The sequence below is a fragment of the Flavobacterium sp. genome, from assembly GCF_043780635.1.
GTDB lineage: Bacteria > Bacteroidota > Bacteroidia > Flavobacteriales > Flavobacteriaceae > Flavobacterium.
Map to the genome: position 1 here is coordinate 1 of NZ_JAYWCK010000105.1, position 24,644 is coordinate 24,644.

General features: G+C 34.4%; 22 protein-coding genes and 2 pseudogenes. 13 read left to right on the forward strand and 11 right to left on the reverse strand.

What is annotated here, in order from left to right:
- The 6 genes and pseudogenes from ACH2BV_RS09530 to ACH2BV_RS09555 form a co-directional block, all read left to right on the forward strand.
- Positions 1 to 367 (forward strand): annotated as a pseudogene (locus ACH2BV_RS09530) (nitrous oxide reductase); the annotation flags it as partial.
- 62 nt (positions 368 to 429) lie between these two features.
- Complete coding sequence (locus tag ACH2BV_RS09535; protein WP_395050495.1) at positions 430 to 1,443, forward strand: nitrous oxide reductase accessory protein NosL; 1,014 nt, start codon at positions 430 to 432, stop codon at positions 1,441 to 1,443.
- A 46-nt stretch (positions 1,444 to 1,489) separates the two neighbouring features.
- Complete coding sequence (locus ACH2BV_RS09540; RefSeq protein WP_395050496.1) at positions 1,490 to 2,719, forward strand: nitrous oxide reductase family maturation protein NosD; 1,230 nt, start codon at positions 1,490 to 1,492, stop codon at positions 2,717 to 2,719.
- Positions 2,716 to 3,438: an ABC transporter ATP-binding protein gene (locus ACH2BV_RS09545; protein WP_395050497.1), complete on the forward strand. Its 723-nt coding sequence runs from the start codon at positions 2,716 to 2,718 to the stop codon at positions 3,436 to 3,438. Before ACH2BV_RS09540 ends, ACH2BV_RS09545 begins: the two co-directional genes overlap by 4 nt.
- Entirely contained in the window at positions 3,422 to 4,189 is a 768-nt protein-coding gene (locus ACH2BV_RS09550) for an ABC transporter permease subunit (RefSeq protein WP_395050498.1), read from the forward strand. Before ACH2BV_RS09545 ends, ACH2BV_RS09550 begins: the two co-directional genes overlap by 17 nt.
- A gap of 30 nt (positions 4,190 to 4,219) precedes the next feature.
- Positions 4,220 to 4,591, forward strand: a complete 372-nt coding sequence (locus ACH2BV_RS09555; protein ID WP_395050499.1) for a group III truncated hemoglobin — start codon at positions 4,220 to 4,222, stop codon at positions 4,589 to 4,591.
- An 89-nt stretch (positions 4,592 to 4,680) separates the two neighbouring features.
- On the opposite strand, the gene ACH2BV_RS09560 is transcribed toward ACH2BV_RS09555, so the two are convergent.
- From ACH2BV_RS09560 to nadA, 5 genes are all read right to left on the reverse strand, one after another.
- Positions 4,681 to 5,235, reverse strand: coding sequence for a fasciclin domain-containing protein (locus ACH2BV_RS09560; protein ID WP_395050500.1), 555 nt, complete (start codon positions 5,233 to 5,235; stop codon positions 4,681 to 4,683).
- Between the two features lie 66 nt (positions 5,236 to 5,301).
- Positions 5,302 to 6,534, reverse strand: a complete 1,233-nt coding sequence (locus ACH2BV_RS09565) for a hypothetical protein (protein ID WP_395050501.1) — start codon at positions 6,532 to 6,534, stop codon at positions 5,302 to 5,304.
- Positions 6,534 to 7,127 (reverse strand): Crp/Fnr family transcriptional regulator, encoded by a 594-nt coding sequence (locus tag ACH2BV_RS09570; RefSeq protein ID WP_395050502.1) that lies wholly within the window; start codon positions 7,125 to 7,127, stop codon positions 6,534 to 6,536. Before ACH2BV_RS09570 ends, ACH2BV_RS09565 begins: the two co-directional genes overlap by 1 nt.
- A 408-nt stretch (positions 7,128 to 7,535) precedes the next feature.
- Positions 7,536 to 9,062: an L-aspartate oxidase gene (gene nadB / locus ACH2BV_RS09575; RefSeq protein ID WP_395050503.1), complete on the reverse strand. Its 1,527-nt coding sequence runs from the start codon at positions 9,060 to 9,062 to the stop codon at positions 7,536 to 7,538.
- Positions 9,062 to 9,991, reverse strand: coding sequence for a quinolinate synthase NadA (nadA, locus tag ACH2BV_RS09580; protein ID WP_395050504.1), 930 nt, complete (start codon positions 9,989 to 9,991; stop codon positions 9,062 to 9,064). The genes nadB and nadA overlap by 1 nt, the downstream gene beginning before the upstream one ends.
- 234 nt (positions 9,992 to 10,225) lie before the next feature.
- On the opposite strand from nadA, the gene ACH2BV_RS09585 reads away from it, so the two are divergent.
- The gene (locus ACH2BV_RS09585; RefSeq protein WP_395050505.1) at positions 10,226 to 12,040 is read left to right on the forward strand and encodes a hypothetical protein; all 1,815 of its coding nucleotides are present in this window, start codon (positions 10,226 to 10,228) and stop codon (positions 12,038 to 12,040) included.
- A gap of 71 nt (positions 12,041 to 12,111) precedes the next feature.
- On the opposite strand, the gene ACH2BV_RS09590 is transcribed toward ACH2BV_RS09585, so the two are convergent.
- Genes ACH2BV_RS09590 through ric form a run of 5 tightly spaced genes read right to left on the reverse strand, consistent with a single transcriptional unit; the run spans position 12,112 to position 16,273 of the window.
- Positions 12,112 to 12,543, reverse strand: a complete 432-nt coding sequence (locus tag ACH2BV_RS09590; RefSeq protein ID WP_395050506.1) for an RrF2 family transcriptional regulator — start codon at positions 12,541 to 12,543, stop codon at positions 12,112 to 12,114.
- A 23-nt stretch (positions 12,544 to 12,566) separates the two neighbouring features.
- Positions 12,567 to 13,283: an anaerobic ribonucleoside-triphosphate reductase activating protein gene (locus ACH2BV_RS09595; RefSeq protein ID WP_395050507.1), complete on the reverse strand. Its 717-nt coding sequence runs from the start codon at positions 13,281 to 13,283 to the stop codon at positions 12,567 to 12,569.
- On the reverse strand, positions 13,240 to 13,404 hold the full coding sequence (gene nrdD, locus ACH2BV_RS09600) for an anaerobic ribonucleoside-triphosphate reductase (RefSeq protein WP_395050508.1): 165 nt from the start codon (positions 13,402 to 13,404) through the stop codon (positions 13,240 to 13,242). The genes ACH2BV_RS09595 and nrdD overlap by 44 nt, the downstream gene beginning before the upstream one ends.
- Positions 13,388 to 15,502 carry a ribonucleoside triphosphate reductase gene (locus ACH2BV_RS09605; RefSeq protein ID WP_395050509.1) on the reverse strand — a complete coding sequence of 705 codons (2,115 nt, stop codon included), beginning with the start codon at positions 15,500 to 15,502 and terminating at the stop codon, positions 13,388 to 13,390. Before ACH2BV_RS09605 ends, nrdD begins: the two co-directional genes overlap by 17 nt.
- A gap of 39 nt (positions 15,503 to 15,541) precedes the next feature.
- Complete coding sequence (ric, locus tag ACH2BV_RS09610; protein WP_395050510.1) at positions 15,542 to 16,273, reverse strand: iron-sulfur cluster repair di-iron protein; 732 nt, start codon at positions 16,271 to 16,273, stop codon at positions 15,542 to 15,544.
- Between the two features lie 350 nt (positions 16,274 to 16,623).
- On the opposite strand from ric, the gene ACH2BV_RS09615 reads away from it, so the two are divergent.
- The 5 genes from ACH2BV_RS09615 to ACH2BV_RS09635 all read left to right on the forward strand — a co-directional run bounded on the left by ACH2BV_RS09615 (position 16,624) and on the right by ACH2BV_RS09635 (position 22,122).
- On the forward strand, positions 16,624 to 17,058 hold the full coding sequence (locus ACH2BV_RS09615) for a c-type cytochrome (RefSeq protein ID WP_395050511.1): 435 nt from the start codon (positions 16,624 to 16,626) through the stop codon (positions 17,056 to 17,058).
- A gap of 11 nt (positions 17,059 to 17,069) precedes the next feature.
- A complete protein-coding gene (locus ACH2BV_RS09620; protein WP_395050512.1) occupies positions 17,070 to 18,407 on the forward strand; it encodes a cbb3-type cytochrome c oxidase subunit I in 1,338 nt (445 codons plus the stop codon).
- A 122-nt stretch (positions 18,408 to 18,529) separates the two neighbouring features.
- Positions 18,530 to 19,309, forward strand: coding sequence for a CbbQ/NirQ/NorQ/GpvN family protein (locus ACH2BV_RS09625; protein ID WP_395050513.1), 780 nt, complete (start codon positions 18,530 to 18,532; stop codon positions 19,307 to 19,309).
- A 64-nt stretch (positions 19,310 to 19,373) separates the two neighbouring features.
- The gene (locus tag ACH2BV_RS09630; RefSeq protein ID WP_395050514.1) at positions 19,374 to 21,149 is read left to right on the forward strand and encodes a nitric oxide reductase activation protein NorD; all 1,776 of its coding nucleotides are present in this window, start codon (positions 19,374 to 19,376) and stop codon (positions 21,147 to 21,149) included.
- A 7-nt stretch (positions 21,150 to 21,156) separates the two neighbouring features.
- The gene (locus tag ACH2BV_RS09635) at positions 21,157 to 22,122 is read left to right on the forward strand and encodes a DUF438 domain-containing protein (protein WP_395050515.1); all 966 of its coding nucleotides are present in this window, start codon (positions 21,157 to 21,159) and stop codon (positions 22,120 to 22,122) included.
- A 129-nt stretch (positions 22,123 to 22,251) separates the two neighbouring features.
- Here ACH2BV_RS09635 and lysS read toward each other — a convergent pair whose 3' ends face one another.
- Positions 22,252 to 23,958 carry a lysine--tRNA ligase gene (gene lysS, locus ACH2BV_RS09640; protein ID WP_395050516.1) on the reverse strand — a complete coding sequence of 569 codons (1,707 nt, stop codon included), beginning with the start codon at positions 23,956 to 23,958 and terminating at the stop codon, positions 22,252 to 22,254.
- Between the two features lie 377 nt (positions 23,959 to 24,335).
- Here lysS and ACH2BV_RS09645 point away from each other — a divergent pair.
- A pseudogene (locus ACH2BV_RS09645) lies at positions 24,336 to 24,644 on the forward strand (lipoyl(octanoyl) transferase); the annotation flags it as partial.

A 24,644-nucleotide genomic window follows, 5' to 3' on the forward strand; every position in this document is an offset into this window, starting at 1 on the left:
AGTCAGAAAAGGAAATAGAATTGATGTTTACATGACTTCTATTCGTTCTCACTTTGCATCTGATAATATTGAAGGCATAAAAATGGGTGACGAAGTTTATTTCCATGTTACTAACTTAGAACAAGACTGGGATGTACCTCATGGATTTGCAATAAAAGGAGCTGATAACGCAGAATTATTAATTATGCCAGGAGAAACTTCTACTTTAAAGTGGGTTCCTAAAAAAGTGGGTATATTCCCATTCTATTGTACTGATTTTTGTAGTGCGCTTCATCAAGAAATGTCAGGATACTTAAGAGTATCTCCTGCAGGAAGCAGCGTTCCCTTAACTTTTAGTCTTGGAACAAATCTTCCAGCTGTTAAATAAATTAAATTCTTAAATATAAAGGGAACAAAGTCTCTTTGTTCCCTTTTTTTATACCAATAATTATGACTACTGCAAAAATATCAATACCTTCAAGAGTACTTCTTTTGATTGTAAGTGGATTGTTATTTGGGTCTTTGTTATTCCCAATGTGGAGAATTGAATTGACAGCACCTCAGTACCCTGAGGGATTATTACTGCAACTACATGCTAATAAAATTGGCGGTGATGTTCAAATTATCAATGGATTGAATCATTATATCGGCATGAAAACCTTACATACTGAAGATTTTGTAGAGTTCGTATTTTTACCTTATGTTTTTATTTTTTTCGGAATTTTTGCCCTGCTTATGTTTTTTGTGGCTAAAAGAAAAGGTGTGATTTCGCTTTTCGCATCCTTTATTCTTTTCACAATAACGGCAGGCGTCGATTTTTACAGATGGAACTTTGAGTATGGCCATAATCTTAATCCAAATGCTGCGATTGTCGTACCAGGAATGGCCTATCAACCGCCCTTAATTGGATACAAACAATTACTTAATTTCGGGGCTTATTCTATTCCGGATGTTGGAGGATGGATGATGATTGCGGCCGGGCTTTTGCTTTTTATTATAGTGGTGATAGAAACGCATTTGTTGCTAAAGTTTACAAAACCTAAAGCAGCCATCATATTATTTGCACTATCATTATCTGTGTTATCTTGTTCCAATGCCAATGCAGTTCCTATTAAATTAAATATAGATAATTGCAGTTTTTGTAAAATGAGTATTTCTGATGGTAAATATGGAGCGGAGGTAATAACCCAAAAAGGAAGAGTGTATAAGTTTGATGATATTATGTGTATGGTGAATTATTGCAAAGAGAATGCGGATACAAAAATTGGGGCTTATTATGTAAATGATTTTGCAAAAGACAATAATCTAATTCCTGCCCAAACTGCTTTTTTCCTAAGTGAAGGTACAATTAATAGCCCTATGCACGGCGGAATAATTGCCTTTTCCAAAGAAAATAATGCCAAAGAATTTGCGGTAAAACTGAATTCAAAACCAATTTCTTGGGATATCATTAAAACAAAATAATCTTTGATATAGTTCAAAAATTTGACAATGACATTTTTTACAAAGAATGAAAAAACTTTTCTACATATTTCTTTTATTATCAACATTTCTTCAAGCTAAAGTGATTGAAGTTGGACCTAATAAACCCATAAAATCAATTAAAACAGCCATTAATTTAGCCAAAATAGGCGATACTGTTTTGGTTTATAAAGGATTGTATCGAGAAGGGAACATAGTCATTAACAAAAGAATAGTTTTTCTAGGTAAGGATTATCCCGTTTTAGATGGTCAAAAAAAATATGAAGTGCTTTCTATAAAAGCAGATCGAGTAATAGTAAAAGGGTTTAAAGTAATCAGATCCGGGCGGGCTTCGCTTGAAGATCCTTGTGGAATTAAAGTTTATAATAGAAATTTTGTTGTCATTCAAAACAATATTCTTGATGATAATTTTTTTGGAATTTACATCCAAAACGGTGCAAACTGTAGTATTAAAAACAACAAAATTGTGGCCTATGGCACAGAAGAGCAAGAAATTGGTAATGGAATTCATTGTTGGAAAAGCGATAATCTTCAAATCGTTGCTAATACTATTTCTGGTCATCGGGATGGGATTTATTTCGAGTTTGTAACCAATTCTGTCATTTGGAGAAATATTTCCACTAAAAATATCCGCTATGGATTGCATTTTATGTTCTCAAATGACGATGCTTATATTTCTAATTTTTTTAAGAATAATGGAGCAGGAGTTGCCGTTATGTTCACCAAAAGAGTGAAGATGTTCAACAATCATTTTGAAGAAAATTGGGGAGATGCAGCGTACGGATTATTGCTAAAAGAAATTTCGGACAGCTACATTTCTGGCAATACATTTGCCAAAAATACGATAGGAATTCACATGGAAGGTACGAATAGAATTCTAGTGGAGAAAAACGTTTTTAGGGCGAATGGCTGGGGAATGAAGATTCAGGCCAGTTGTATGGATAACACCATTCAAAACAATAATTTCGTTGGTAACACTTTTGACATAAGCACTAACGGAAGCTTGGTCTTAAACACTTTTAACAGCAATTATTGGGACAAATATGAAGGCTATGATTTAAACAGAAATGGAATCGGTGATGTGCCTTTCCATCCATTAAGCTTGTTTGCGGTTCTGACAGAAAGAAATCCCTCGGCAATGTTGCTTTTCAGAAGTTTTATGATAACACTTCTGGATAAGTCAGAAAAAGTTTTGCCAAGTATTACTCCAGATAATTTTATCGATAAAACACCATTAATGCACTCTTTATCGCTATGATAGAAATTAAAAATATACATAAGAAATTCGGAAAATTAGAAGTTTTAAATAATATAAATCTTTCCTTCAAAAAAGGAGAATGTATTGCACTTATTGGTCCTAATGGTTGTGGAAAAACGACTTTGATTAAAAGTATTTTGGGGATGGTAATTCCTAGCAAGGGAACTATTTTATTCAATGAAAGATCAATTCTTAAAAAGTACAAATATCGAGGTCAAATAGGCTATATGCCTCAAATAGGTCGCTATCCGGATTATATGACGGTGGGTCAAATCATCGAAATGATTAAGAAAATCCGAAATTCTGATCAAGCTTTAGATGAAGATTTAGTAAAGGCCTTTGAACTTGAAAAAATTTACGATAAACAAATGAGAACACTTTCTGGCGGAACAACTCAAAAAGTGAGTGCTACATTGGCTTTTTTGTTTAATCCTGATGTGTTGATTTTAGACGAACCTACAGCTGGTCTGGATCCATTAGCGTCAGAGATTTTAAAAGAAAAAATAATTAAAGAAAAAGATAAGGGAAAGCTCATTCTTATAACTTCTCATCTTTTGAGTGAGTTAGACGATATGATTACCGAGATTATTTTTATGCAGGACGGTAAAGTCTATTTTCATAAAACAATTGAGGATTTGTTGCAATCAACAAACGAACAAAAAATATCAAAAGCAATTGCAAAAATTCTAAAAAATCAAAGCAATGAACAGAATAATTAAAATCATTTTTCTCGACATTCTGAAAAACAAAATTGTAGTAGCCTATACTTTTATTTTAGCTATACTTTCCTGGAGTTCTTTCGGTCTAGAAGACAATAGTGCCAAGGGTTTGCTGACAATTTTGAATGTAATATTATTTACGGTTCCGTTAGTTTCGATTCTTTTTGCGACCATCTATTTATACAATAGTTCAGAATTTATCGAACTCTTATTAAGCCAGCCGATTAAACGAAAAAAGATTTGGATGAGTTTGTTTCTCGGACTTTCTTTATCAATGGTTTCGGCTTTTTTTATTGGTGCGGGAATTCCTCTTTTAATCAATGCCCCTGATAGCGTTGGTATAATGATGCTCATTGTAGGTTGCCTGATTTCAGTTGTTTTTGTGGCATTGGCATTCTTGAGTTCGATTCTTACCAGAGATAAAGCTAAAGGTATTGGAATTGCCATTATGACGTGGTTGTATTTCGCGCTGATTTTCGATGGAATGGTTTTGTTTTTATTGTTTCAATTTTCAGAATATCCAATTGAAAAAGCAATGGTAGGATTGACAGCTTTAAGTCCAATAGATTTGGCACGAATTCAGATATTGTTACAACTGGATGTTTCGGCAATGATGGGTTACACTGGTGCTATTTTCAAGGATTTTTTCGGAACTTCATTGGGGCTGATTATCTCATTTATATTATTGTGTTTGTGGATTATCGTTCCGTTTTTTGTTTCGCTTGTAAAATTTAAAAATAAAGATTTATAATAAACTTTCTAAAAATATAAACTTTTAGATATGAAAACAGATATTAAAAATAGGGCAGATATTGAACAACTTGTTAATGCTTTTTATTTTAAAATTAAAGCTGATGATGCTATTAGTTATTTTTTTATAGAAGTTGCCAATGTAAATTGGGAAACCCATTTGCCTAAAGTGTGTGATTTTTTTGAAAATATTTTGTTTTCCACAGGAGATTATGATGGAAATCCTATGATTATACACCGAGAGCTTAATAAAAAAAGCGCGGTAAGTCCAAATCATTTTAAGCGTTGGAACACTCTTTTTGATTCCACAGTTGATGAACTATTCGTTGGTCTAAAAGCTGATGAAATTAAGCAAAGAGCAATCAATATTTCTGCAGCGATGATGCATAAAACTTTAAGCTAATATTACTTTCTTAATAATTAAAAAAGCGTGAGTTTTAATAACTCACGCTTTTTTGTTTAACCTTAGTAAGAAAGAAAGAATTAGTAATTTTATTTTGGAAGTAACACATCACCAATAACGTGAATAATCCCGTTTGATGTGGGTATTGTGGCTAGAATTTCAGATCCGTTTACAAAAGTTTTATCTCCTTTTTTGGTGATTTTAACTTTGCCTCCATAAACCATGTCATATTCTTGCCCATCTTGCATATATTCTGTTTTCAAATTACCTACATAGGTATGATAACCTAAAATGTTTTCCAAATCTCCTTTTTTCTCTGGTTTCATTAAACCTTCGACAGTTCCAGCAGGAAGTTTGTCGAAAGCTGCATTAGTTGGTGCAAAGACAGTAAATGGCCCAGCATTGCTCAAAGCTCGAACTAGGCCTGCAGCTTTTACAGCGGCTACAAGTGTAGTGTGGTCTTTACTTCCAGAAGCAACTTGAACAATGTTTGGTGCAGAGTTTTTATCAACAACTGCTTCCTGTCCTGTTGATGTTGTTTCTGTGTTTTCGGTTGTAGCCTCAGTTGTAGTTTCGCTATTTTGTTTACATCCAAAAGCGGCAAATAAACATGCTACTAAAAATAATTGAATTGGTTTTCTCATAATTAAAATACTTAAGTTTTATAGGACAAAGCACTTAATTTTCAAACATTTATTTTATGAGTATAATCATAAAGGAGGATTTTTTTTAACTTTTTTTATAGAATAATAAGCAGTGAATACAATTCCAATAAATAAAATAATAGCAATACCAAAAAGCATTTCATTTACGTATGGAATGATGATATAACTAAAAGCGGCAATACCTTGAACAGCTAATACAATTTCGTTTAGTATGACTCCAATAGAGAATATAAGTACTCCATATTTTATTTTTTTGGTAATAAAAACTAAATGATTGGCATAGATATAAAATAATAAAAATAAAGTAATTATTGCCAATAAAATAAGGTGTAAATAAGCAATGACAATGGGTCTAAATCCAAAGGCCAGTTGGCTAATAATTGGAACCGTAGAACCCAGTTGAAGTAATAATTTTATGCTTAAAGCAAAGCCAACAAACAACAAAATGTATTGTAATAACGGAGAATAATTTTCAAGTGAATTTCTTCTGGTTTTCCATAAAATCAATAAAAATTTGAACCATGCAAAAACCTGAATTAAGGCGGAAAGTACTGTAATTACGTATAGCCAAATAGGTAAATCCAGCCAAAGTATTGACAAAAGATAAGCGGGAATACAAGCTATTGCAAACAATTTAAAAGCTGTTTCGTAAAAGGGATGTTCTGATTTTCGTAGATTTAAAAAGCCGAAAATCAAGCCCATACAAGCAAAGAAAAACCATCCATTGTACTGAAAATGCAAATAATAATATATCGAGGACAAATATAGATCCTGAACAAAATCTTTTGTGGCCATCATATAAGCCAAATAAAATGTACCCAAAGAAGAAATAACATTAAAAAAAATGGCGGCTTTAAACCATTTTTTTGACAACAAATCGTCATCTAATAGTTTTAAATCCTTAATGAATTGGTAGCCAAAAAAATAAGCTACAAATATGGATGCTGTCGAAAAAAATATGGAATACAATCCGTAACCTTCAATAATAAAGGAAATAAGCATCCCGTAGGAACAAATTAAATTTGTTATAATTATTTTTTTGTATTTATTTCCCTTAAATTCAGCTATTTTGGTTTGAAGATAATAAACCATCAAAACCATTAATGTGTGGCTAATCCAACCGGCAAAAGCAAAATGAGAGTGGGAGTGCTGAAGATGTTTTTGATCAAAATATGGAAATTCAAAACCTATTTTATAACGCATTAAAACGCCAAGTGATGCAACTATACAAAGGTTCAATAAGGAGAACTTTAGCCAAAATTTGATATTTAATTGCATTAATAATAAATTTTATGATTGATGATTTCTACTTTGTTTGTTTCATTCATTTTGGTAAATACCCGTATTACCGTTTCCACTCTTAATCCAGTATAATTGGCAACTTCTTGACGAGTAAATGGAATTAGAGTTTTCTCGGAACTGTTTCCTGATTTTTTTTTGTAAGAATTCAAAAAAGCGATGATTCTAAATTCAGGTTTTTGATTGATAATTTCTTTTGATGTTCTTGATTTTGAATGAATTTTTTTGGCAAATAATATCAAAAAATCTTTTTGAATGGTTGGATATTCATCCAAAATTTTCAAAAATTTATCCTTTGATAATTTTAGAATAGTACTGTCCTGAATCGTTATTGCTTTTGAAGGATAACTTTCATCAATAAACAAGGGAGGTTCGCCAAAACCCTCCCCATTACTAAAAAGCCCTTGCGTAAACTCTTTTCCTTCTTCATTAGAATTATACATCCTAACACCTCCATCTAGAATTTGATAGTAAAAATAAGCTACTTCGTCTTCGTCAAAAACAATCTCATTTTTTTTGTATTTTTTTGCAACTGCACCCCAGGAATAAAGTAAATCTAGATCTATTTGCATAACTTATTTTGAGTGTTTTATGTATTTTTTAGCAATTTACCAGGCAAATACAAGTTATGGCCGCAAATTTAATTTTTATAAAGTTAAAAAAAATATGACCAAAATCATAAAAATAATTTTTATTGAAATCATATCTCTGTATTGTGAAAAAGATAATTTTCTTATTTGGGTTGTTTATGTTGCTGTTCATGGATGGCAACTCAAACTCAATACAGTGCTTTTTATGGGGAAGAAAGGACGCCGGCGTAAGCAATTTTAAGTTTTGATTCAGGATATTCTTTTCATTTTGAAAAAAGCATATGGAATCTAAAAGCAGGAATTGAGAATATTTTTATTCCTATTATTCTGCTTTTTCAGATTGGAATAACATTCCAAGAAAAGGAAGGAATTTCTTTTTGAATGTTGAATTTAACTATTAATCTTCACAAAACCACCTCGATTTTCATCTCGGTCAATAGATTGCTGCACAATTAGAATTCCAATGGTTATCAAATTTTGCAACTCACACAAGTCAGCATTAATTTGGTAATTATTTATTTTTTCTTCGATTTCATTTTTCCAAAGAGTGAGTTTTTCTTTGGCTTTAAGCAAATCAGGATCATTTCGAACAATCCCTGCATTTTGGCGCATCAAAAGCTGTAATTCTGCTTTTCTTTTAGCAACATAATCTTGATTAATTGCTGGTTTCTCAACTAGTTTCCAGTCGGAAACTGAGTAGTTAAATTGAATTTTATCGAAAGAAGTATTCGCCAAATAATTATAGATTTTATCCGAATAAACTAAAGCTTCTAATAATGAATTTGATGCTAATCTGTTGGCACCGTGTAATCCAGTTCTTGAACATTCGCCACAAGCAAATAAATTCTCAACTGAAGTTTTGCCGGTTTTATCAACCACAATTCCGCCGCAAAGATAATGTTGCGCAGGAACTACGGGAATCCAATCTTTTGCCAAATCAATTCCAAGGCTTTTGCAGCGCTCATAAATCATTGGAAAATGTATTATAAAAGCACTCATATCAAGATGGGTACAATCGAGATAAACACAGTCATCGCCAGATTTTTTAAGCTCTAAATCAATGCTTTGCGAAACAATATCTCTAGAAGCCAAATCGCCTCTGGAATCATAATCCAGCATAAATCGATGTCCATTTTTGGTTCGCAAATAAGCGCCAAAACCACGAACCGCTTCCGAAATTAAAAAGGAAGTTCCTGTGGTAGCATCATACAAAGCGGTAGGGTGAAATTGAATAAATTCCATTTCTTTGATAACGGCATTTGCGCGGAAAGCCATTGCAATTCCATCACCGGTAGCAATTACCGGATTTGTGGTATGGCCATAAAGATGACCAATTCCGCCAGTGGCAAGCAACGTAAAATCAGATTTGAAAGTTAGGATTTCGTTCGTTTTTTCATCCAAAACATAAGCGCCCAAACACCGATTATTTTCCGTAATTAAATCAATGGCTAAATGGTAATCTAAAACGCTGATGTTTTCTTTTTGGTGTACTTGGGATAAAATGGCACGTTGAATTTCCTGACCTGTTTGGTCTTTATGATGAACGACTCTGTTTTCTGAATGACCTCCTTCTTTTCCTAAATCTAAAGTTCCTTCGACGTTTTTGTCAAATTTCGCTCCCCATTCAATCAATTCTTTTAAACGTTTTGGACCTTCGGTGATAACCATTTCCACCACAGATTTATCACACAATCCATCACCACAAATAAGGGTATCTTCAATATGTTTTTGATAAGAATCTTCTTCTTTGTCGGTTACGATAGCAATACCGCCTTGAGCATATTTGGTATTGGATTCATCCGCATTTGCTTTGGTTACAATCGTTACTTTTTTATCCGGAAATCGCTCTGCAATTTTTAGGGCAAAAGTCAATCCTGCTACTCCGGAACCTATAATTAAGTAATTTGTTTGGATCATTATTTTGATAATTCAAGCATCCTTTCAATAGGAATCAATGCTTTTTTCATAATATTTGCAGGTATAGTAATTTCTGGGCTTTCATTAAGCAAACAGTCATATACTTTCTGCAAAGTGTTCATTTTCATATAAGGGCATTCACTGCAGGCACAAGTGTTATCGTCTTTTGCTGGTGCAGGAATTAATATTTTATGTGGAACTTCTTGTTGCATTTTATGCAAAATTCCTGCCTCGGTGGCAACAATAAATTTATGGTTTGGATCTTTTTTTACGAACTCAATCATTCCTGCAGTTGAACCTATATAGGCTGCTGTTTTTAGAATATGTGTTTCAGATTCTGGATGTGCAATGATTTTGGCATCGGGATTTTCTTTATAAAGTGCAATCAATTTATCAAATGAAAAAGCTTCATGTACCACACAAGAACCGTCCCAAAGCAACATTTCGCGTCCGGTTTTTTCGATGATATATTTTCCTAAGTTTTTATCTGGCGCAAAAATGATTGGAGTTTCTTTTGGAATCGATTCCACTATTTTTACGGCATTGGACGAAGTACAAACAATATCAGTCAAAGCTTTAACTTCGGCTGAACAATTCACATAAGTGATAACTACGTGACCGGGATGTTGATCAATAAATTTCTTAAAGGAATCTGCAGGACAGGATTCAGCAAGGGAACAGCCTGCATTCAAATCCGGAAGAATTACTTTTTTATTTGGGTTTAAAATTTTTGCCGTTTCGGCCATAAAATGTACTCCTGCAAAAAGGATAATATCAGCATCCACTTTCATTGCTTCCTGCGACAATCCTAAACTGTCGCCCACATAATCTGCTACATCCTGAATATCGGCTTCCTGATAATAATGCGCTAAAATAACCGCATTTTTCTCTTTTTTTAATTCCAATATTCGTTCTTTAAGACTTTTCATTCCTCAATTAATTTTAATTTTTAATTTTTTTAAAATTATTTATACAAAGATACACTTATTTAAAAAACAATAAACTCAAATAAGATTGTGTTTTTTTTGCTCACTTATAAGATTATACGAATTATTGCCCTAAAGTATTATTAAACTCGTGGAACATATGATAATTATCAGGTTTTATATTAATGGCATTCCCGATATTTGTTGTTAATTCTTTAAACAAAATTATTTTAGTGCATGACAACAAATAAACAGTTACATACTTTTCACATTCCGGTTATGGGATTGGCTTTCACAATTGACAGCCCTATTCGAGTGGCAAAGTACGGAATTTCATCAGTGATTTCTATTGCGGATGATGAGCTTATTGAAAGAATGAGAGCTTTTTACAGCAGAAAATTTGATGTTCCCTATCAAGAAATTACCCAAAAAATTCACGATTATCGTGCAGAACGAATTACTTCTTATTTGAACTTGGTCGATAAAATCGTAAAAGAAAAATTTGAAAATTTCAAAACTGAATTGGCCGAAAGTAAACAAGCATTGGAAAATTTTATTGCAATGTTGCCTAACAAATCCGAAATTAAAAAAGGATTGGAACACTTGATGGAAGATGGAATTGCTTTTAAGGAAAACATCAAAAATTACCTTGAAACTAATCTTTCTCCAGGAGATATTGACGTGAATATTATGACTAAACTCGATAAAGACAATTTCGATAAAAAAGAACAATTGCCTGTAGAGTTTAATGATGCACACGCTGCTCTTCGTGGGTTTGCCAATAGCAATTTAACATCTTCAGTAGTTCTTTCTGCGGGGATGAATCCAAGATTATTTGCTTATTTCGAAAATTTTTCAGCCTTTTTTCCTGATTTCGATAACAATTTGAAAAAGAAAATTATTCTAAAAGTAAGCGATTTCCGTTCGGCAATGATACAAGGAAACTTTTTAGCAAAAAAAGGACTTTGGGTTTCTGAATACAGAATAGAATCAGGATTGAATTGTGGCGGACATGCTTTTGCTACCGATGGTTATTTATTGGGTCCAATTTTAGAAGAATTCAAACATAAAAAAGACCAATTAATACAATCAGCTCACGATTTGATGGTAAAAGCTTTGGGGCAAAAGGAAATGCATATTCCTTCAACACCATTGGATTTAAAAATTACTGTTCAAGGTGGCGTAGGAACTGCTGAGGAACACGATTTTTTAATAGATTATTACAATGTGAATTCTGTAGGTTGGGGAACGCCATTTTTATTGGTTCCAGAAGCTACTTCAGTGGATAAGGACACCCGAGAATTATTGATAGAAGCCAAAGAAGAAGATTTGTATTTGAGTCATATTTCGCCTTTGGGAGTGCCATTCAACACCTTGAGAGGAACGACAAATGAAATGTTCAAACAAAAACGTATTGATGATAATAAAGCAGGAAGTTCTTGTCCGAAAAAGTTTTTGGCTCTAAGCAAAGAATTTGGAGCTGACGGGATTTGCACGGCTTCAAAGAAATATCAAGATGTAAAATTAGATGGATTAGAAGAAATCAAAGACACTATATCAGTAGAAACTTTCGAGAAAATGAAATTTGATATCACCGAAAAAGCATGTCTTTGTGTAGGTCTTGCTAATGCGTCTTATTTAGAAAATGATATAAAAATTACGGGACAATCACAAGGCGTGATTATTTGTCCTGGTCCAAATATGGCTTATTTTGACAAGGAAGTTTCGCTTTCTGAAATGGTACAGCACATTTACGGCAATGCCAATGTAATGACGGATGTCAATCGTCCAAATTTATTTATCAAGGAATTGAAAATGTATATTGATTATTTGAAAAATGAAATCAGTATTCTTTCAAATGAGGTTACTGCTTCACAGATAAAGAAATTGAAAGCTTTTAAAAGCAATTTAATAGAAGGGATTGATTTTTATCAGAACTTTTTTTCAACTACAAATTATTTTGAAAAAAGCATCAGCGAGATTCAAAGACAACTTAACCATTATTTAAAGGAGTTGAGTGGTGTGGAAGTGCCAGAATTAGTAGTGGCTTAAAAATATTTATTCATAGTAAAAGCTCGCTTGATTTTTTAGGCGGGCTTTTTTATGTTTATTGTGTTTTCTTATCACTTCAAAAAAGAATCCCCTGATTTAATCCCTAATGCGAGTTCTTCAAGATTGGTATTGACAAGCATAGAGACTATCTCACTCCTGATATCTTTGAATTTTTCGTGAACGGAACAATGATGAATTTCAGAGCATTTTCCTAATCCCAAACCACAACAAGTGAAAATCGAATCGCCATCGATAGCGGTTACGATTTGTGAAAGATTGATTTCATTGATAAATTCTTTTGGAATTTCAAAACCACCACCTATTCCCTGAACGGAATGAACAAGATTGTTTTTAACCAAAATCTGGAGGATCTTTGCTGTGAAAGATTTGGGAGAATTAATCTTTTCGGCAATATCTTTTATAGTAACCCTTTTGTTTTGGTAAGATTGAGAAGCTATAAAAATCGAAGCACGAATTGCGTATTCACAGGTTTTTGAAAACATTTTTTTAATATTAGAAATTAGTTTTACTCTCTTAAAATAATCTTTATTGTTGTTGTGGATAATTTTTCGCAATCGATTCTATTGTAAGAACGTTCTAATTTTGAAAGTGTTTCCACATTATTTTTGAAATACTGAATGTAATAATTGCCCGTATATTTCTTATTTTCCAGAAAGCGAACCATTTCCTCCAAGTCTTCTTCTGTCAGCAAATCAGAATGATAAGTCGTCCGAACTTCAAATGGAATTTCAGATTTTAGAATCAAGTTTAATGTTTCTTCAAAAGAAGCGTATAAATCAGATTGGGTGATGGATTGAAATTTCGATTTTGGAGACTTAAAATCTAAAGCAATATAATCAATCAAGTTTTGTTTTAGCAATTGTTGCATTACGTCAGGGGAACTTCCATTGGTGTCTATTTTTACCAGAAAGCCCATTTTTTTGACTTCGGTAATTAGAGGAAGTATGTTTTTATGTAAGACACATTCTCCACCGCTAAAAACTACGGCGTCCAACAAGTTTTTTCGAGAATGCAGAAAAGAAAGTATTTTTTCAATAGAAAGGCTTCCTTTTCCAAGTACGATTTCGGGGTTGTAGCAATATAAACAACGCATATTACAGCCTGCAAACCAAAGAATACAGGCTGATTTATGCGGATAATCCAATAAAGTAAAAGGCGTTAAGCTGTAAATGGGCTTACTAACATTTTCCTTCAGTAAAATGAGTTCGTTGTTTGTGTTCACCTTTCTTACCAATATTAAAACTTTCTACGGGTCTGTGATAGCCCATTACGCGCGTGTAAACAAGACATTTGGTTCTCAAATGCTGGTTTTGTTCCAGAATTGGATTAGTTTCTGTTTTCATATATTTCATTTTTTTTGTTTTCGATTAGGGCATCATCACATTTTGGGCAATATTCGTGTTCACCATTCAAATAACCGTGAACAGGACAAACGCTAAACACGGGCGTTACTGTTATATAAGGCAATCTGAAACTCGACACTACTTTTTTGACAAACTGTTTACAGGCTTCCGGCGAACTCATTTTTTCGCTCATATACAAGTGCAAAACAGTTCCTCCAGTATATTTACATTGCAATTCATCCTGCAAAAGCAAAGCTTCAAAAGGATCTTCGGTGTGATCAACCGGAATTTGCGAACTGTTTGTGTAATAGATATTGTCCTCTTGTCCGGCTTGTATGATATTTGGAAAACGCTTTTTGTCTTCTTTGGCAAAACGATACGTAGTTCCTTCGGCTGGTGTTGCTTCAAGATTGTATAAATTTCCGGTTTCTTCTTGGAATTCTTTCATACGACCACGAATATGCTCCAAAATTTCGGAAGCAAAGTCAATTCCTGACGTAGAAGTTACTGTATCTTGTTTTCCGGTAAAATTGACAATCATTTCGTTGATTCCGTTCACTCCAATAGTCGAAAAGTGGTTTCTGAAATGTTGCAAATAACGTTTGGTATAAGGATATAAACCGCGATCATACATTTCCTGAATGAACACACGTTTTTTCTCTAAAGTCGATTTAGAAATGTATAATAATTTGTCTAATTGTTTGTATAATTCTTCTTTATTTCCTCTGTATAGATAGCCCAAACGAGCCATATTTATGGTAACGACTCCAATACTTCCCGTCATTTCGGCACTACCAAAAAGACCATTACCACGTTTTAACAATTCTCGTAAATCGAGTTGTAAACGACAACACATACTGCGAACGGCATTTGGCTTATATGCACTTTCGTTTTCTACTTTATTGCCATTTTCATCTAATTTATATTGGCTTCCAATAAAGTTTTGGAAATAGGAAGAGCCTATTTTTGCCGTGTTTTCGAAAAGTAAATCGGTGTTTTCGCCGTCCCAATCAAATTCTTCGGTGATATTCACCGTTGGAATCGGGAAGGTAAAAGGTTGTCCGTTCGCATCGCCTTCGGTCATAACCGTATAATAGGCTTTGTTGATGAGGTTCATTTCTTTTTGAAAATGCTCGTAACGCAAATCGGTTACTTTCGTAACTCCGCGTTCTTGCGCTCTTACTAGAAGGTCGTGATTGAAATTGTTTTCGAAAAAATGAAAATCATTTTTTGTTGGAATTTGTGTTTTCAAATCTTCTGGAACAACCCAATCCAGAGTAATATTTGTGAAAGGAGATTGTCCCCAACGCGCAGGAACATTCAAATTATAGACAAAACTACGAACTGCTTTTAACACGTCGTCAAAAGATAAATCGTCCTTGAATACATAAGGAGCTAAATAAGTGTCAAACGAACTGAAAGCTTGCGCACCAGCCCATTCGCTTTGTAAAATTCCTAGGAAATTTGCCATTTGTCCCAAAGCTTCCCTAAAATGTGATGGTGCTTTACTTTCAACTCGGCCACGGATTCCGTTGAAACCTTCGTTCAGCAAAACGCGTAAACTCCAACCAGCACAATATCCTGTCAAACAATCTAAATCGTGAATATGAACATCGCCATTTCTGTGCGCATAACCTTCTTCTTTGGTGTAAACCTTGTCCAGCCAATAATTAGCAATGATTTTTCCGGCTACGTTATTCACTAAACCGGCATTGGAATAAGAGGTGTTTGCATTAGCATTAATACGCCAATCTGTTTGTTCGATATATTCGGCGATAGTTTGTGAACTGTCAACATAAGTTGTGTCGTCATTGATACCTTCAATATGTTCCCGCTGCAATTTTCGGGTGTGACGGTACAACATAAAGGAACGCATCACTTCAAAGTATTGTTTTTCGAAAAGGCTTTTCTCGATTAAATCCTGAATTTCTTCGACCGCCCAAGTTTCTTTGGATTGTAATCCCTTGATAACATTTTCAAAAACACTTTCGTCGAATGCTATGGTAGCACTTTTAAAACTTTTTGAGATGGCATCCTCAATTTTGAAACTTTCAAACGGTTTGTAATCTCCGTTCCTTTTGATAACGTACTTTTCCATAGTATTTAATGATTTTGTGTTTTATATTGGATGTGTTTTTTATTCTTCGGTTGAGAAAAATTTCTCTAAAGCTTTTGCTTTTGGAAACAGAATATTACTTTCCAGATGAATGTGTTTGTGTAAGTCTAGTTCGAATTCTTCAAGCATTGCATAAGTCACGCGATAGGTGTTACATGCATCGTCAGGCGGGGTGTAATTGTTGGTCAGCGAAGCAATTGTTCTGAAGCGTTCTCCTTCATTATCGTGTTCCACCATCATTGCTGAAATGGGATTTTTTACGGTTCCAAAATGAGGTTTGCCAATAGATCCATGACTTTTTGTAGCATTTATCATTCTGTTAACGAACGGAAATAAAACCAATTCTTCTTTTTTCATATGCGGAGCTAATTCTCCTGCGCTGGCTTTAAATAGTTCTGTGATTTCGAATAATTCAGGATGATTACTTCCGTGAACATTACACAATTTATCTAAAAATTGAAGTAAAACAGGAGTTTTTTCTTCTACAAAACGGTGGTGGGTTTTCTCGATGTAATCTATTAATAAATCCAAAGGCCAAGAATTGAAATCGATTCCCGAATCATCCTTAATTGCCAGAACTGCATTTAACTCATTTAATAATTGAGCTTCATTTATGTTTTTCTTTGTGCAAACTTCATCGATAGTTCTTTGTCCTTTACAGCAAAAATCAATTCCATATTTTGTGAAAATTGCGGCAGTTCTAAAATCGTGAGCTACAAAATCTCCAATCGTAGTTTTTTCTTGTATGTTCATTATTTTTGTTTTAGCAGGGGTTTAAATGCCAGTACTTTAGATTTATTTTTTACTGGATTTTACTGACCATAATTTTACTGATTTATAATTTTATTTAATATGATTTAAATCATATTTCATTTTTTTTATCATTTTTTTATTAACAAAAGTTGATAAAAAAGGAATCTTAAACTAAATCAATTTTTAAGTTTTTTAGTCCAAAATTTTATCTAAATATTACTACATTAAATATGATTGGAATCATAAGCCACTAAATATTTCGATGCTTACTTTGCATCAAATAAATAATGGATGGTTTTATCTGCTATTTAAACAAGTAAATTTATTAACTAACAAAAAAACTGAAAATTATGCTTTCAAAATCACAAGCAAGAGCATTTTTTCTGGGAGGAACATTGGTCACCTTTTTAATTTTTATAGGGCTGACTATTTATTCGTTTATGCCCAGTAATGATCAAACCAATTACGCTTCAATCGATAAAAATGTCGTGAGAGGAAAAGAAATTTGGGAATCCAACAATTGTATGGGTTGTCACACCATTCTGGGAGAAGGTGCTTATTATGCTCCGGAATTGACCAAAGTCATCAATCGTCGAGGTGAGGCTTATGTAAAAATTGTCTTAATGTCTAAAGAACCTTGGCAACCACGAGGTCGAAAAATGGTAGCTTATGCAATGAACGAAGCTGATGCAGATGCTGTTGTTGCATATTTCAAATGGATTGGAAAAATCGACTTGAATGGTTTTGACCGTGTAATTTCTCCTTTATCTAAAATAAAAAATTAAAATTATATATTATGAAATATAAATCACAAAAAGTAGCCTATTGGTTTTTTGCATTGTGTATGCTTTTGTTCTCGCTGCAAATTATCTATGGCTTTATTATGGGCTTTGACCGTATAGGAATTCAAGGATTACACAATATTATTCCTTTTAACGTAGCTCGTGCGGTTCATACCAATTTATTGGTGGTTTGGCTTTTAACCGGTTTTATGGGTGCGGCTTATTACATTATTCCAGAAGAAGCGCAACATGAATTGATTAGCGTAAAATGGGCGTATGTTCAGCTTATTTCGTTAGCAATTGTTGGTGTTGTAGCCGTAGTTGGTTTTCACTTCAACCATTGGGAAGGAAGGAAATTCCTTGAAATTCCAAGAGAATTAGACTATTTAGTAGTTGTAAATGTATTGCTTTTCCTAGGATTGATTTTAGGAACTCTTTTCAAAGGGAAACGTCAAACTACTACCGCTTTGGTTTTGTCAATGGGCTTGTTGTTTGCTGCTTTGCTTTATTTGCCAGGAATGATTTGGTTTAAAAGCCAAGTTATGGATTCTTTCTTCCGTTGGTGGGTTGTTCACTTGTGGGTTGAAGGTGTTTGGGAATTAATTATGGGCGGTATTCTTTCGTTCTTATTGATTAAATTGACGGGAGTCGATAGAGAAGTTATCGAAAAATGGTTGTACGTAATTGTTGGATTGACTTTCCTCTCGGGAGTTTTGGGAACAGGACATCACTATTATTATATAGGTGTAAATAAAATTTGGTTGATTGTTGGTGGTATTTTCTCCGCTTTGGAACCTTTGGCTTTCTTGGCAATGGCGTTATTTGCTATCAATATGTATCGAAAAGGCGAAAAAAGTCATCCCAATAAAATTGCTTTATTCTGGACCATTGGTTCGGCTGTAGTTTCCTTCATTGGTGCTGGATTACTTGGTTTTGCACATACTTTACCACAAGTAAATCTTTACACACACGGAACTTTGGTAACAGCAATGCACGGTCACTACGCCTTTTGGGGTGCTTATGCGATGATTGTTTTGGCAATAATTAGTTATGCAATGCCTAATTTAACGGGAAGAAAACGTTACGATAGTACTCAAGGTCATATGGCTTTTTGGTTGTCCAATATTGGAATTCTGGGAATGACGGTAGCCTTTGGTGTTGCTGGTGTTGCTCAAGTATATTTAGAACGAAAAATGAAAATGGAGTTTGGAGATGTTCAAAACGAAATCGCCGTTCACTTTGTGGTACTTCTTATTTGCGGTACAATGTTTACTGTGGGAATTGCCCTGTTTATCTACGATTTTATCAAATATGGCAGACCTACAGACCAAGCTTTAGAAGAAATTAAATAAAACTGAATACTAACTAATTCAATTATTGCCTGCCAGAATCCTTTAACCGCCCTTTTTTTAGAAATGCATTTCCAAAGAAAAAAACGGTTAATGGGTTCTGGTCTTTTTTAAATAAAAATAAAATGTTAGAAAATACACCTTATTATCACGCAGTAGGTAAAGAAATTGAAATCTTTAACCAAGCCTATAAAAACAAAATTCCTTTTCTGTTAAAAGGACCAACAGGTACTGGAAAATCTCGTTTTGTTGAATATATGGCGCATCAATTGGATAAAAAAATCATTACCATTAGCTGCCACGAAGAAACGTCATCGACCGATTTGATTGGGCGATTTATCATAAAAGGTGCCGAAACGATTTGGCTCGACGGCCCATTGACAACAGCCGTAAAAGAAGGTGCCATCATTTATTTGGATGAAATTGCCGAAGCGCGTCCCGATGTAATTGTTGCCATTCACTCTTTGACCGATCACAGACGCGAACTTTTCATCGACAAATTGGGCGAAACGGTAAAAGCACACGACGATTTTATGCTGGTCGCCTCTTTTAATCCGGGATACCAAAGAGGTTTTAAGGAATTGAAACCTTCTACGCGTCAACGATTTATTGCAGTTTCTTTCGATTATCCAGAACCGAAAATTGAGATTGAAATTCTAACTAATGAAACCGATATTGACCAAGATACAGCCAAAAAACTGGTTGCCATTGGAAACAAAATCAGGAATTTAACCGAATTAGGTTTGACCGAAACAGTTTCGACACGACTTTTGGTCGATGCGGCGAAAATAATTCACAGCGGATTGCCAAAAAGATTGTCCGTTCACGTTGCCATTGTAGAACCATTAACCGATGATTTGCAAATCGTGGAAGCATTGAAAGATTTGTGCAATTTGATGATATAAAAACCTGACCACTGACCACTGACCACTGACCACTGACCACTAACAAAACTGAACACTAACAAAAATGGGTTTCGAGATAGATGAATATATAGTTGGAAAGTTTTTCAAGCATTTAAAAAGGAGAAAAAAAGTGAATTCTGAAATAAGTGCCAGAACTATTTCTTTGAATGACATCAAGCCACGATTAACTATTTTGGCACGAGCATTTACTGGAATGCCAATCGAAATTTTTCCAGCGGAACGAGAAGGTGGCTATAAAAATAATAATTTTTTCCTTCCCATTTCCTTTGCCGAATTTTCAACTATTGAAGAAAATCGAAAATTTTACCTTTTCAGGATTTTATATTTAACTATTCAGCAACGTTTGGATTTGAATTGGAAATCAACCAAAACCGAACAATCCTTGTCGCTTTCACAACAAAAAGCCGAAGAAACATCAAATGAAGTTTTGGAAGTTTTGTTTGAAGAGTTTTCAGTGATGAAGGAATTTTATACAAAAGCAAAACTACATTTCGAACAAAAATCAGATGCCAAAAACCCTTCCGACTTTTCTTGGATTTATGGAAAATGGATGCAAAACGAAAAAGAACAAAAAACAGATTCTGTTCTCGAAAACTTCTCGGACAAAACAAAAAACGGAAATGAAAATCAAGCTTTAACCACGCTAAAAGCAAAAGCGGTGGAAGAAGTGATTACTGTCGAATTAGATAAAAAACAACAGGAAGATTATGTGTTGTTGCACAATTTCGAAAAGGTTGAAACTGCAGAGGAATTCAACGGAACTTGGCGTGATTTTGATGGTTCAGACGAACTCGAAGACCACCAAGAAGCATTAGAAGAATTGAATATGAAATACACCGTTCGGGTGGATGACACTTCGCATTCCGTGTATCAAGCTGATTTTATTGAAAATACTACCATTTCTGAAAGTGCCGAAATGGATGCCAAAGGTTTTCATTTAACCTATAACGAATGGGATTTTAGTAAACAATCCTACAAAGAGAATTTCTGTAAAGTGTATCCAAAATCACAACAAAAAACAGACAGCAATTATTATAAAAATACGATCACAAAAAATGCATCCACGCTGATGGGCTTGCGCAAAATGTTGACCAATGTAAACAACAAAATGCAGCAGCAAAAACGCCAAACACAAGGCGATGAATTCGATATTGATGCCATCACGGATTTGTATGTTGACGTTCATTCGCAACGAACACCTTCCGAGAAAATATATGTTTCGAATCGAAAAAAAGAGAAAGATTTGTCTATTTTAATTCTGTTGGACATCAGTCTTTCTAGCGATGGTTATGCTGCAGGAAACCGAGTGATTGATGTGGAAAAAGACGTTTCGATTCTCTTTGGAGAAATCTTGAATGAATTCAATATCGATTTTTCGATTGATAGTTTTTATTCTAAAACGCGTAATTTTTCTACGTATTTGACCTTGAAGGATTTTGACGAAAGTTGGAACGTTGCCAAACATAAAATAGGAGCCGTGGAACCCAATGGCTATACCAGAATTGGCGCTGCTTTGCGACACACAGGAGCAAGATTGGACAAAAGAAGCACTAAAAATAAATGGGTAATCCTGATTTCTGACGGAAAACCAAACGATTACGATAAATACGAAGGCAAGTACGGCATAAACGACGTGAAACAAGCACTCAGGGAACTTAACGGCAGAAATATAAATTCCTACGCATTGGCTATTGAAGCCGAAGCAAAATATTATTTACCCCAAATGTTTGGGCAAAATCACTACCAAATCCTGACAACACCAGTAGAATTATTGCAGTCGTTAGTGAAATTATACGAGAAAATTAAACATCAAAAATAAATACAAAATGAACAATAACACAGATTCAGCAGCACTTCCCGAAGGACATCCGGTAAGTATATATTATCAGGAAAGAGAAATAATAGTGAGTCTTTTAGAAGAAATCTCAGTAATAGATTCAAAAGAGGAATTTCAGAAATACACGAATATTTTCAACCAATTGCAAACCATAGAAAAACGATTTGCAAGAAAAGAAAACCAACTTTTTCCGTTTTTGGAAAAAAAAGGATGGAGCGGACCTTCGCAGGGAATGTGGGGTTTTCACGATAATTTGAGAGAACAATTTAAATTAATGCGTAAAAATTTAGATGAAAAGGAATTTGAAAAGATAAAAACCAACACGCCTTTTTTGGTTGAAGGGATTTCTAGATTAATGAAAACGGAAGACAACGTTTTGTTTCCCAATGCTTTGGATTTGCTTACTGAAAAAGATTGGATTAGTATGCGCAAAGGCGAAGAGGAAATGGGTTGGATGTTGCCACAACCGCCAGTTGCATTCCCAAATGTGGAATACATTCACCCGAGTGCCGATTTTACCAAAAGAGAAATGACTTTCTCAACTGAAAAAACTTCACATTATGACGAAGGTTATATGACCGTGGAGCAAGTGAATTTGCTTTTAAAAACGATGCCTCTCGATTTGACTTTTGTAGATGAAAACGACAAAGTGATTTTCTACAATCGTGGTGAAGAACGTGTTTTTCCAAGAAGTGCCGGAATCATTGGTCGTGAAGTGAAGTTTTGCCATCCTCCAAAAAGCGTGGGAACGGTTCTTAAAATCATTGAAGGGTTTAAAAATGGCACTCAAAACGAATCTTCGTTCTGGATTAATTTCAAAGACAGATTGATTTACATCCGTTATTTTGCTGTCAGAGATGCCGATAAAAACTACAAAGGAGTGATAGAACTATCTCAAGACATTACCGATATCAAGAAGATTGAAGGAGAAAAACGATTACTGGATTGGGAATAGATATGTAATAAAGGTTGCCGTAATTATAGATTTTAATTTATTAATTCAAAAAAAGGAGCTCAATTGAGCTCCTTTTTTATATTTCAAAACCCGACAGGTTTTTAAAAGCTGTAGGGTTTGTTAAAAATATTATCCCGCTAATTCCACAATTTTTTTATCTTCTATTAAACTCACTTTTATCAATCCGTGTTTCGCCAAGCCTTTCATAGCGGCATCCCATTTCTTGCCACTCAAATCCGATTTGATTTTCAAAACACTCAAATCCATTTTGTTTTCATTGGTTTGCAAAAGTGCCAGGATTAATTTTTCTTCATCCAACAATTCAACTTGAACTTGTATTTTCTCTGGTCGCATTTGCGGAAAGAACAACACTTCTTGTATCGAACTATTGTTAGTCATCAGCATTGCAAGTCTGTCGATTCCAATTCCGATTCCCGAAGTTGGCGGCATTCCATATTCTAATGCACGAATGAAATCCTGATCAATAAACATAGCTTCATCATCTCCTTTTTCGGATAAACGCATTTGCTCTTCAAAACGTTCGCGCTGGTCAATTGGATCATTCAATTCAGAATAAGCGTTGGCCAATTCTTTTCCGTTCACCATCAATTCAAAACGTTCCGTCAAATCCGGATTGTCTCGGTGCGATTTACACAAGGGCGACATTTCTTTTGGATAATCAGTAATAAATGTAGGTTGAACAAATAAATGTTCACATTTTTCACCAAAAATTTCATCAATTAATTTTCCAACACCCATCGTGGCATCAACATCTAAATGCAATTTTTTGGCCACTTCCAATAATTGTTCATGATTCATTCCGGCAACATCAAAACCGGTGTGGTCTTTAATCGCTTGAAGAATTGGAACTCTTGGATAAGGTGCTTTAAAGTCTATTTTCTTATCTCCAACAGTTACCTCGCTCGTTCCGTGAACATTCAGCGCTATTTTTTCAAGCAACGATTCTGTTGTGTCCATCATCCAATTGTAATCTTTGTAAGCCACATAAAATTCCAAAACCGTAAATTCTGGATTGTGTGTTCTGTCCATTCCTTCATTGCGGAAATCTTTGGCAAACTCATAAACGCCATCAAAACCGCCCACAATCAATCTTTTTAGATACAATTCGTTTGCAATTCTTAAATACAAAGGAATATTCAAGGCGTTGTGATGCGAAATAAATGGCTTTGCCGAAGCGCCACCAGGAATAGGTTGCAAAATCGGAGTTTCCACTTCTAAATATCCTTTTTCATTCAGGAAAGTCCGAATGGTATTTGTAATTTTTGTTCGTTTTATAAACGTGTCTTTTACGTGATCATTTACAATTAAATCCACATAACGACGACGGTATCTTTGTTCCGGATCCGAAAAAGCATCGTGGGTTTTTCCATCAGCATCAATTTTCACTACAGGAAGTGGTTTTAAAGCTTTCGCCAAAACCGTTAAGCCATAAACATGAACAGAGATTTCGCCTACTTGGGTTTTGAAAACCGTCCCGCGAACCCCAATAAAATCGCCAATATCCAATAGTTTTTTAAAAACCACATTGTACATCGTTTTCTCTTCATCAGTCGAAATGTCATCTCTCGAAACATAAATTTGAATGCGTCCTTCAGCATCTTTCAACTCAGCAAATGAGGCTTTTCCCATAATACGTTTTCCCATCAAACGACCGGCCAAAATTACTTCCTTGCCTTCAAACTTCTCGAAATCAGCTAGGATTTCGCTGGAATATGCGGTTGTGATAAATTCGGCTGCAGGATAAGGTTCAATGCCTAGGTTGCGTAATTGGGTGAGTGCTTCTCTACGAAGGATTTCTTGTTCGGATAATGCCATTGTATTCTGATTTTAAGAGAGCAAAGATAAAGTTTTTGTTTCAAGTTCAAAGTTTAAAGTTCAAGGTTTTTTGGAGCAGAAATTCTGCCTTTTTCATCACTATTTGTCCCTCTATTCGCTTTATCTGCGCAAAAAAGCGCAGGATGCCGCTACTATCGGGGCTATTCCACGCATTTTGTTTTTCATAAAACCATTTCATAAAAAATATTCAGCATCCCAAATAAAATCTGTGTCAATCCGTTTTATCCGTGCCCTCCGCGTGCCATTTTATTTTATAGTCAACATTACCAACAATTATAATGATTAAAATCTTTGTAACTTTGCAACTCACAAATAATAGAACGAAAAAAAGATTGCTTCGTTCCTCTTAATAACAAATGAATAAAATCATCCAACTTCAAGATTTAGGACTCAAAGATTACAAAGCAACTTGGGAATATCAAGAAGAATTATTCAAGGGAGTTGTCGATTTGAAAATCAGGAATAGGAGAGAAGAACTTAGTTTTGATTCGAGCGGTAGCGAACAGGCGAAGCAGACCCCTAATTATTTTCTTTTCGTAGAACATCCACACGTTTATACTTTGGGAAAAAGCGGAGATTTAAAAAATCTGCTTTTATCTGAAAAACAACTCGAAGCCAAAGGTGCGACTTTCTATAAAATCAATCGTGGCGGCGATATTACCTAT

What these genes read in the sequence shown, in the direction of transcription:
- ACH2BV_RS09565 (WP_395050501.1), bottom strand. Translation starts at nt 6,534, where the DNA reads ATGCAATTAAATATCAAATTTTGGCTAAAGTTCTCCTTATTGAACCTT.
- ACH2BV_RS09605 (WP_395050509.1), bottom strand. Translation starts at nt 15,502, where the DNA reads ATGGAAAAGTACGTTATCAAAAGGAACGGAGATTACAAACCGTTTGAA.
- nadB (WP_395050503.1), bottom strand. Translation starts at nt 9,062, where the DNA reads ATGATCCAAACAAATTACTTAATTATAGGTTCCGGAGTAGCAGGATTG.
- lysS (WP_395050516.1), bottom strand. Translation starts at nt 23,958, where the DNA reads ATGGCATTATCCGAACAAGAAATCCTTCGTAGAGAAGCACTCACCCAA.
- ACH2BV_RS09560 (WP_395050500.1), bottom strand. Translation starts at nt 5,235, where the DNA reads ATGAGAAAACCAATTCAATTATTTTTAGTAGCATGTTTATTTGCCGCT.
- ACH2BV_RS09545 (WP_395050497.1), top strand. Translation starts at nt 2,716, where the DNA reads ATGATAGAAATTAAAAATATACATAAGAAATTCGGAAAATTAGAAGTT.
- ACH2BV_RS09620 (WP_395050512.1), top strand. Translation starts at nt 17,070, where the DNA reads ATGAAATATAAATCACAAAAAGTAGCCTATTGGTTTTTTGCATTGTGT.
- ACH2BV_RS09635 (WP_395050515.1), top strand. Translation starts at nt 21,157, where the DNA reads ATGAACAATAACACAGATTCAGCAGCACTTCCCGAAGGACATCCGGTA.
- ACH2BV_RS09585 (WP_395050505.1), top strand. Translation starts at nt 10,226, where the DNA reads ATGACAACAAATAAACAGTTACATACTTTTCACATTCCGGTTATGGGA.
- nadA (WP_395050504.1), bottom strand. Translation starts at nt 9,991, where the DNA reads ATGAAAAGTCTTAAAGAACGAATATTGGAATTAAAAAAAGAGAAAAAT.
- nrdD (WP_395050508.1), bottom strand. Translation starts at nt 13,404, where the DNA reads ATGAAAACAGAAACTAATCCAATTCTGGAACAAAACCAGCATTTGAGA.
- ACH2BV_RS09535 (WP_395050495.1), top strand. Translation starts at nt 430, where the DNA reads ATGACTACTGCAAAAATATCAATACCTTCAAGAGTACTTCTTTTGATT.
- ACH2BV_RS09625 (WP_395050513.1), top strand. Translation starts at nt 18,530, where the DNA reads ATGTTAGAAAATACACCTTATTATCACGCAGTAGGTAAAGAAATTGAA.
- ACH2BV_RS09570 (WP_395050502.1), bottom strand. Translation starts at nt 7,127, where the DNA reads ATGCAAATAGATCTAGATTTACTTTATTCCTGGGGTGCAGTTGCAAAA.
- ACH2BV_RS09630 (WP_395050514.1), top strand. Translation starts at nt 19,374, where the DNA reads ATGGGTTTCGAGATAGATGAATATATAGTTGGAAAGTTTTTCAAGCAT.
- ACH2BV_RS09555 (WP_395050499.1), top strand. Translation starts at nt 4,220, where the DNA reads ATGAAAACAGATATTAAAAATAGGGCAGATATTGAACAACTTGTTAAT.
- ACH2BV_RS09615 (WP_395050511.1), top strand. Translation starts at nt 16,624, where the DNA reads ATGCTTTCAAAATCACAAGCAAGAGCATTTTTTCTGGGAGGAACATTG.
- ACH2BV_RS09540 (WP_395050496.1), top strand. Translation starts at nt 1,490, where the DNA reads ATGAAAAAACTTTTCTACATATTTCTTTTATTATCAACATTTCTTCAA.
- ric (WP_395050510.1), bottom strand. Translation starts at nt 16,273, where the DNA reads ATGAACATACAAGAAAAAACTACGATTGGAGATTTTGTAGCTCACGAT.
- ACH2BV_RS09590 (WP_395050506.1), bottom strand. Translation starts at nt 12,543, where the DNA reads ATGTTTTCAAAAACCTGTGAATACGCAATTCGTGCTTCGATTTTTATA.
- ACH2BV_RS09550 (WP_395050498.1), top strand. Translation starts at nt 3,422, where the DNA reads ATGAACAGAATAATTAAAATCATTTTTCTCGACATTCTGAAAAACAAA.